The following is an 8,487-nucleotide window of genomic DNA, read 5'->3' on the forward strand; positions in this document are numbered from 1 at the left end:
GGTTAGTTCTGTTACATCCTAATAAAAGCAATAAAAAAAACCCCATCATCCTGATGGGGCTTTTTTCGTATTTAGTTTATTGTTGCTTACTTCCTATAAACAACCACTTCCTGTGGGTCTTGTTATTCTGAAGGAGACTTCCTGTCTCTGTATGATTTGTATATTAAAGTGAATACGGAGCACTGTATATCCGTCAATGACCCCGATCACTGTACGTTCAGGCTTACAGTGAGGCTGAATGATATTTCTTTAATTTCTCAACCATTCCTTTCAAACCCTTCACCTCAAATTCATTTGCTTCAAAGGTTTGTTCTTTATTACGTTTGAAAATATCCCGAATTTCTAAGGTCGCATTAGAATCAATCATGCCAAGTTGTGTACCCACCTGACGGATCTGATCAATTGAACGAGAACCATTGGTTGAGCCATAACCGATGTAAGCAGCAGGTTTACCTTGCCATTCCTTACCTAAGTAGTCCAATGCATTCTTAAGCGCTGGGCTATAACCATGATTATATTCAGGGCTAATCAAGATAAAAGCATCAGCAGTCGCAATTTTATCGGCCCACTGTTGTTGTTTGGGTTGATCATAAATCCCTGAGGCAGGAGGGTGAGCACCTGCAAAAATAGGCAGATCCCATTCTTTCAAGTCTACGATTTCTGTTTGGATGTTTTCCAATGAAAATGCTGTAATCGCCTGCTGTAGCCAATTGGCTACTTTAATCGCAGTGCGTCCTTCACGAACACTTCCAACAACAATATGAATGAGCATTTATTAATTCCTATAATTTATTTGTTTGACGATTTAATTTTCACGAATATGAGAAGGTCTAAATAATCTTATACTTATCTTGAGGGATAAAAAAAGCTCTCATTTGAGAGCTTTTGTGTTACATCAGTTTAATGGCTTGCTGACCCGCAGGGGTGACTTTAAAGATTTCGACCTCAAAAGTAATGTTTTTCCCTGCCAATGGATGATTAAAATCGATCTCTGTGATGTCATCATTGACTGATTTCACGATACCAAACAAGCTTGCTTTGGCTTTATCTTCGAATTCAATCATATGACCAACGATTGGAGGTTGTTCAAACTTTACTGTATCAAAGGTTTGGATATTTTCAGGATTCCAAGGACCAAAAGCATCTTCAGGTGGCAAATGTACGGTACGTCGGTCGCCTGCACGTAAGCCAAATAAAGCCTTTTCAAACCCAGGTAATAAGTTACCATCACCAATCACAAGACTGACGGGCTCTTCACGGCCACGTGTGTTGTCAATCTCAACGCCATTTTCAATCGAAACAGAAAAATGCAAATCAACTTTTGAGCCATCTTGGATACGCGTTTCTTCGTTTGGTTGGATAATGTCAGTCATGTTATGCATCCTTGTTTTGGTTGCGTTTCTTTTCAAGGAAGAAGGTATCAATCAATAGCAGAATAGTCCCTAAGGTAATGGCACTGTCTGCAATATTGAATGCTGGGAAGTGGCTGTTTTGATAGTAAACATGGATAAAGTCCACCACATAGCCCAAACTGACGCGGTCAATTAAATTACCAAGCGCACCACCAAGAATCAATGCAATCGCCATCGGTAAAACGATCATTTTCTTCGGCATGCGCATCAGCCAGAAAATAAAAATGACTGAAACTAATGCTGCTAACGACGTAAAAAAGTAGCGTTGCCATCCACCAGCGTCAGATAAGAAGCTAAATGCTGCGCCATAATTATGCAGCAATGTCCAATTTAGAAAAGGCAGTACTGGAATAGGATCTGCATAATTTAAATGCGAGCTTGCGATCCACTTGGTCCATTGATCCAACACAATGGCTAGGAGTGAAAGTCCAAGCCAAAGTAGATTGTGTGGGTAAAATTGGAACAAGCCCGTTTTGGTTTGTGAATTAGGCATACTTTCTCACTTCGCCACTGCCAGTGACGTTGACGATACAGCGGGAGCATAAACCAGCATGACCAACATGTGTATTTACATCAGGCAATACATGCCAGCAACGTACACATTTTTCACCTTCAGCAGCCGAAATTCGAACACGTAAACCAGCAAGGTCTGTGCTTTCACCTTGCTCAGCATAAGGGTGAACGATGACTTGTGAGGTGATCAAGACGAATCGAAGTTCGTTAGCCAATTGGTTTAATACTTTCTCTAGCGTTTCATCTGCCCAGAGTTCAACTTTAGCAGATAAGTTACTGCCCACCAGTTTAGCGTTACGTGCTGCTTCGATCTGTTTATTTACTGCTGACTTTACGCTAATCAATGTTTGCCAATCTGCTTCACTGATTTGTCTTTCAGCTGAGGCAACAGGGATGTCATACCATTCAGCGGTGAATACATATTTTTCAGTTTGCTCTGGAATCAGTGACCAAGCTTCTTGTGCAGTAAAGCTCAAGATAGGTGACATCCAGCGGACAAAGGCCTGAACGATATGATACAGCGCAGTTTGAGCAGATAGACGTGCTTGTGAATCGGCTTTAGTGGTGTATTGACGATCTTTGATGATATCGAGATAGAAACCACCCAAGTCGTTAATACAGAACGTGGTTAATGCGCTACACACCGCATGGAAGTTCATTTCTTCATAAGCTGCAACAATGGTTTTTTGTACATCGTGAGCACGTTGTAAAATATATTGATCAAGCTCGATCAATTGGTTTACAGGGAGCGCATCGGTACTTGGTTTAAAACCATTTAAGTTGGCAAGTAAGAAACGTAAGGTATTACGAATACGGCGATAGCTATCGCTGACACGACTAAAGATCTCTTTACTTGCTGCGATTTCATAGCGATAGTCGCTTGAGGCAACATACAGACGTAAGCCATCTGCACCCAATTGCTTAATGATTTCTTCTAATGGGATGTAATTCCCCAATGATTTAGAGAGTTTACGACCATTTTCATCAACCGTGAAACCATGCGTTAGCAATGCTTTGTAGGGTGCACGATTATGGGTTGCGATTGAGGTGAGTAGCGAAGATTGGAACCAGCCACGATGTTGGTCTGAACCTTCTAAATATAAATCAGCAGGACACTCCAGTTCTTCACGCTGCTCAAGAACTGCATAGTGTGTCGTACCTGAATCGAACCAAACATCTAAGGTGTCGCGAATAGCATTATATTGTTCAGCATCTGCACCTATGAAGTCTTTTGCTTCACGATTAAACCAAGCATCAATGCCTTCTTGCTCGATCAGTTTCGCAACTTCTTCAATCAGTTCAGGGGTACGAGGATGTAATTCATTGGTGTCTTTATGCACGAAGAATGGGATTGGAACCCCCCAAGTCCGTTGACGAGAGATACACCAGTCTGGACGGCCATCAATCATTGATTCGATACGGCTCTTACCCCAGCTCGGTACAAACTCAATGTCATTCTCGATGGCATTGAGTGCTTTACTACGCAAGTTTTCTTGATCCATGCTAATGAACCATTGCGGTGTCGCACGGAAGATAATCGGTGTTTTATGACGCCAGCAATGTGGGTAGCTGTGTTTGATCGGTTGATGTGCCCACAAACGACCTGTCGCCCCTAAAGCTTCAATGATTTTTGGATTGGCTTTATAGATGTGCTCGCCAGCAAAGATAGGGGCAGTCGGTAAATACACACCGTTGCCACCCACTGGATTATCGACTTTAAGGTTATATTGTAAGCCGACTTTATAGTCATCTACACCATGTCCAGGTGCAGTGTGTACCGCCCCTGTACCACTGGTTGCAATAACGTGCTCGCCTAAAATGATTGGAACTTGACGATCTACCAGTAATGGATGTTGAAGCAACAAGTTTTCAAGTTTGTTACCAGTAAAATCAGCCAAAACAACAGGATGCTCAAGCTTGTAACGCTCAATCGCCGATCCGACTAAATCTTTGGCTAAAATAAAGTTTTGCTTAGCGCGATCAGTGCTGACCTGAACCAACTGATAGTCAATTTCAGCGTGTAATGCAACGGCTTGGTTGGCAGGCAATGTCCACGGTGTGGTGGTCCAAATCACAATATCAGTCACGTCTTGGACTTCTACACCGAGACGCGCACTTAAATCCTTGAGATCAACAACGGTAAAACCAACGTCAATCGCATCAGATTTTTTATCTTCGTATTCAACTTCAGCTTCAGCGAGGGCAGAGCCACAGTCCATGCACCAGTTCACGGGTTTTAAGCCCGGCTGAACGTGACCATTTTTTTGAATTTGACCTAAAGCACGTACAATATCGGCTTCTTGCTTAAAGTTCATGGTCAGATAGGGATTATCCCAATCACCTAACACCCCTAAGCGTTTAAAATCAGCGCGTTGTATATCAATTTGTTGTTGTGCATATTCACGGCAGTGCTTACGGAACGTCGCAGCATCGACTTTTTCACCGACTTTACCGACTTTTTCTTCAACTTTAAGTTCGATCGGTAAACCATGACAGTCCCAACCAGGTACATAAGGCGCATCAAAACCTGCCAAAGTACGACTTTTGACGATAATGTCTTTAAGCACTTTGTTGACGGCGTGACCTAAGTGAATGGTACCGTTTGCATACGGAGGACCATCATGCAAAATATATTTTTTCTTACCAATACGCGATGCACGAATCTGCTGATAAATGTTGTCGGCATACCACTCTTCTAACCATTTGGCTTCACGCACAGCCAAATTTGCCTTCATGGCAAATTGAGTGTCAGGCAAATTGAGTGTGGTTTTATAATCCACTGCATTTTCAGGAGTTTGCTTATCGCTCATGCAAGTTGTCTTCCAGTTTGATCAGTCTAAACTGACAGGTTTTACAATTAAATTTAAAAAGGAAATTCTGGTGTACGCTTACGATAATCTCGTAACTGCTGTACATCATCATCAATTCCAGCTTTGAGTGCTTCAAGCGAAGGATAATTTAGTTCACCATGTAAATAGTGAAGAAAGGTTACCCGCATTAATAAGCCATACAGATTAGCAGAAACATCGGGGAAATGTACCTCTAATCGCCATTCAGGTTGAGCTTGTTGAATCGCAGGGCGTGTCCCCACATGACCTGCACCAAACAAACTGTCACCTTGGTATCCTGCAATACCATTTAACGCAGGAGCTGCATGTTTTATTTTTGCTGCAAGTGAAGCATTTTCACATACGACATCTACAGCATAAATCCCACTTAAACACGGTTTATGGCGGTTTAAGCGGACATTAATCGTTGGGAAATCAAGGGTACGTCCGATTTGATCACCGTATTGCACACGACCTGTGATGCTATAAGGGCGACCCAGTAACTTTGCTGCTAATGCGAGGTCACCTTCTTGTAAGACTTGACGAATACGGGTTGAACTAACACGGTCACCATTTAAGGCAACGGTATTAAGGTTGATCACATTAAAACCATAATCGCGTAAAAAACTGCTATTGCCTTGACGATCTTTGCCAAAATGAAAGTCATCCCCTAATACCAAGCTTTGGGCATTGAGTTTGAGTTTGAGTAATTCAGCGAACTCAGTGGCGTTTAAACTTCTAAAATAATGATCAAATTTGGCGACAGCAATATAGTCGACGCCCAGCTCTGTCAAATATTCTACTTTTTCGCGTAGAGAGCTAATGCGTGGTGGAGCATCGTAGCCTTTAAAAAATTCGAGAGGTTGTGGCTCAAAAATCATCACTAATGTTTTTAAGCCTTTGGCTGTTGCCAATGTTTTGAGTTGAGCAATCATCGCTTGATGCCCTAAATGGACACCATCAAAATTGCCAATCGTTACCGCAGTCGGCGGTAACTGAAAATCTGGCGATAAAGCGTTGAGACGAAGCAACTTCATGGGCGTTAAATTCAGCGAATTTTGCAAAGGCTGTATTTTGCCATATTCTCAGCGTTTCGTCTTGTTGTTGTGTTTTTATACAAGATATTTTCAATATTTAAGAACTGTATATCAATTAAATTGATCTTTTAAATAAAAATAAATCAATTTTTCTTATTAATAAATTAGACTAAGATTCTCTTATCGTCGCTTTACTTAGAGCTAGAGATGAAAAAGCCATTTTACCAGTTACAACAGAGCAGAGATGTGATTCGTCATTTTACCCCGAACTGGTTTACTGCAACCATGGGAACGGGTGTCGTGGCAATGATTTTAGCACAGTTACCTTTTGCGTCATCGCTCATGTTTATGCTGGCAACCAAATTATGGCAGTTCAATATTCTGTTATTTAGCACTTTTAGTGTTCTTTATGTCTTACGTTGGATTCTGTTTCCCGCAGAAGCCAAGCAGATTTTCACGCATCCCAATATGAGCTTGTTTTTGGGTGCGATTCCGATGGGCTTGGCAACGATTGCGAATGGTTTTCTCAGTTTTGGTACTCAGCTTTATGGGGATATCGCTATTCAAATTGCACAATATCTTTGGTACATCGATGTGTTTCTTGCGGTTGTGATTGCGTGGCTCGTGCCATTTTGTATGTTTAGCTGTCAAGATCATCATTTACATCGTATGACTGCAGTCTGGTTATTACCCATTGTGGCGTGTGAGGTTGCAGCAAGTTCTGCTGGTCTGTTAGTACAACATTTGGCGGCAGATCAACATGCTTTTTATATTTTGATCACGGGTTATGTGTTGTGGGGAATATCTGTTTTGCCTGCTTTTGCGGTATTGACGATTTTGATGTTGCGCTTGGCCTTGCATCAACTGCCTGAGAAAGAAGTGGCGATCTCAAGTTGGTTGTGTTTAGGACCGATTGGCACAGGAGCATTGGCCTTACTGTTATTGGGCGGACAAGCACCACGGATTATGCAAGCCATGGGTTTTGAAAGCTTAGCAATATTATTGCCAGCTCTTGGAATTGTGGCGAGTCTGGTGTTGTTAGGCTTTGGAGTGTGGTGGTTCGGTATCGCCATTTTAACCACACTGAGACATGCACGAACTGGCATTCCATTTAACTTAGGGTGGTGGGGTCTGACCTTTCCATTTGGGGTCTTTATCTTAGCGATCTTTAATTTGGCACATCAGTTACATATTGATGCGCTACAGTATGTTGCTGTGGTTTTAAGTCTACTTTTAGTTGGCTTATGGGCTTTGGTAATGAAGAAAACAGTGGCGGGCGCATATAGTGGCCAATTATTTTTCTCTCCATGCTTGGTCGCATTGCAGCAGAAGATGCAATAATATTTGAGCTGTGGGAGACCACGGCTTTTTTTATATATGGTTTTCAATTTCACCTAAAACGAGTTCTAGTGTATGCGTGCTGATGTTGCCTTGATTATGGCTTTGCCAAATGAATCTAAAGGTCTGTTTGAACAGGCGGGGATTAATGTTCATTACAGCGGAATTGGCAAAATCAATGCGGCATTTAAAGCCTTTGAGGTGATTAAAAAAACAGGATGTAAGACTTTAATTAACTTAGGTAGTGCGGGAAGTTCGCATTTTAATGCACATAGTCTGGTTGAAGTAATCACATTTGTGCAGCGGGATATGGATGTGTCTCCCTTAGGTTTTGCGGTGGGTGTCACGCCAATGGATGAGGATATTCCTGCCGAAATTCATGCACAGCCCCATTTTGAGTATTTACCTAAAGGGATTTGTGGAACGGGAGACTCCTTCGAAACAGGACAGCCGAAAGTAAGCTGTAATTTAGTGGATATGGAAGGCTATGCTTTGGCAAAAGTCTGCCGTAAGTTGGATGTGCGCTTGATTTCAGTCAAATATATTACCGATGGTGCGGATGATACGGCACATCTGGATTGGGAAGAGAACTTACTCTTGGGCGCTCAAAAATTATTGGCTTTGTATCAGGCGCATTTTTAAATGTAAAGGCATAATGCATGTGTACATCAATAAACTTGCACTTATCAGTAAGTTATTGAAATTAAATAATTGTTTTGTGTTGAATTTGCATAGCGGCCATTATGTTAGTTAAATGGACAGATTTAAGCAAAGGGATTTTCGCTTTCCCATGGTTTATTTTTAAAAATTACTTGACCATTTTCAACACAAATAATCCATGTATAAAAGTATTCTTCACCAAGTCCACGACACTCAAAGTTAGAATTAGGGAATAAGTTTGCTAGTTTTTCTATAAGTTCTAAGCAATAAATAGGATCAACATTCAGTCCTTCTTTACCATCACTAAAAGCAGTAACTAGATTGCTATAAATGTCTTCATGAATTCCATCATTAGCTAATATTTCTAAAATTTTATTCTTTTTGGATGAGAGATCAACTTCATCAAAATCAGTATATCTAACATGTAATTCTGTGAAAAAACTCATGATTTAAAACCTATCCATTATTATGGGTGATAAATATATATCATAAAGATTGATTTAATTTTACATTAGACTTCCGTCATAAATCAAAAAACGTACAATTTATTTGATCTTAAATTAATCAGCAAAATTATTTAATTCAAGAGATAATCCTTGGATGAAATTCAAAGATATTCAAAAATTATCAAACGTTAAGTTTCGTAGGCTTACCGGTGTTAGTTGGGCTACATTTAACCTCATGTTGGCCGAGCTAAAT

8 protein-coding genes are annotated in these 8,487 nt (G+C 40.9%); 2 read left to right on the forward strand and 6 right to left on the reverse strand.

The window, feature by feature from the left end; genetic code table 11:
* Nucleotides 1-223: 223 nt before the first annotated feature.
* The 5 genes from F991_RS00015 to ribF all read right to left on the reverse strand — a co-directional run bounded on the left by F991_RS00015 (nucleotide 224) and on the right by ribF (nucleotide 5,790).
* Nucleotides 224-772 (reverse strand): NADPH-dependent FMN reductase, encoded by a 549-nt coding sequence (locus F991_RS00015; protein ID WP_004667900.1) that lies wholly within the window; start codon nucleotides 770-772, stop codon nucleotides 224-226.
* Between the two features lie 118 nt (nucleotides 773-890).
* On the reverse strand, nucleotides 891-1,373 hold the full coding sequence (locus F991_RS00020) for an FKBP-type peptidyl-prolyl cis-trans isomerase (protein ID WP_004667902.1): 483 nt from the start codon (nucleotides 1,371-1,373) through the stop codon (nucleotides 891-893).
* A gap of 1 nt (nucleotide 1,374) precedes the next feature.
* Complete coding sequence (gene lspA, locus F991_RS00025; protein ID WP_004667903.1) at nucleotides 1,375-1,905, reverse strand: signal peptidase II; 531 nt, start codon at nucleotides 1,903-1,905, stop codon at nucleotides 1,375-1,377.
* The gene (ileS, locus tag F991_RS00030; protein ID WP_004667904.1) at nucleotides 1,898-4,735 is read right to left on the reverse strand and encodes an isoleucine--tRNA ligase; all 2,838 of its coding nucleotides are present in this window, start codon (nucleotides 4,733-4,735) and stop codon (nucleotides 1,898-1,900) included. The genes lspA and ileS overlap by 8 nt, the downstream gene beginning before the upstream one ends.
* Nucleotides 4,736-4,788: 53 nt before the next feature.
* The gene (gene ribF / locus F991_RS00035; RefSeq protein ID WP_004667905.1) at nucleotides 4,789-5,790 is read right to left on the reverse strand and encodes a riboflavin biosynthesis protein RibF; all 1,002 of its coding nucleotides are present in this window, start codon (nucleotides 5,788-5,790) and stop codon (nucleotides 4,789-4,791) included.
* 207 nt (nucleotides 5,791-5,997) lie between these two features.
* Here ribF and F991_RS00040 point away from each other — a divergent pair, with 207 nt between their 5' ends.
* Both F991_RS00040 and F991_RS00045 read left to right on the forward strand, forming a co-directional pair.
* Nucleotides 5,998-7,131, forward strand: coding sequence for a TDT family transporter (locus F991_RS00040; RefSeq protein WP_004667906.1), 1,134 nt, complete (start codon nucleotides 5,998-6,000; stop codon nucleotides 7,129-7,131).
* Nucleotides 7,132-7,203: 72 nt separating this feature from the next.
* Nucleotides 7,204-7,770 (forward strand): 5'-methylthioadenosine/S-adenosylhomocysteine nucleosidase family protein, encoded by a 567-nt coding sequence (locus F991_RS00045; RefSeq protein ID WP_004667907.1) that lies wholly within the window; start codon nucleotides 7,204-7,206, stop codon nucleotides 7,768-7,770.
* 122 nt (nucleotides 7,771-7,892) lie between these two features.
* Here the strand turns inward: F991_RS00045 and F991_RS00050 are convergent, their stop codons facing one another.
* Nucleotides 7,893-8,234 carry a hypothetical protein gene (locus tag F991_RS00050; RefSeq protein ID WP_004667908.1) on the reverse strand — a complete coding sequence of 114 codons (342 nt, stop codon included), beginning with the start codon at nucleotides 8,232-8,234 and terminating at the stop codon, nucleotides 7,893-7,895.
* Between the last annotated feature and the right edge of the window lie 253 nt (nucleotides 8,235-8,487).

The sequence above is a fragment of the Acinetobacter sp. CIP-A165 genome (assembly GCF_000367985.1).
GTDB lineage: Bacteria > Pseudomonadota > Gammaproteobacteria > Pseudomonadales > Moraxellaceae > Acinetobacter.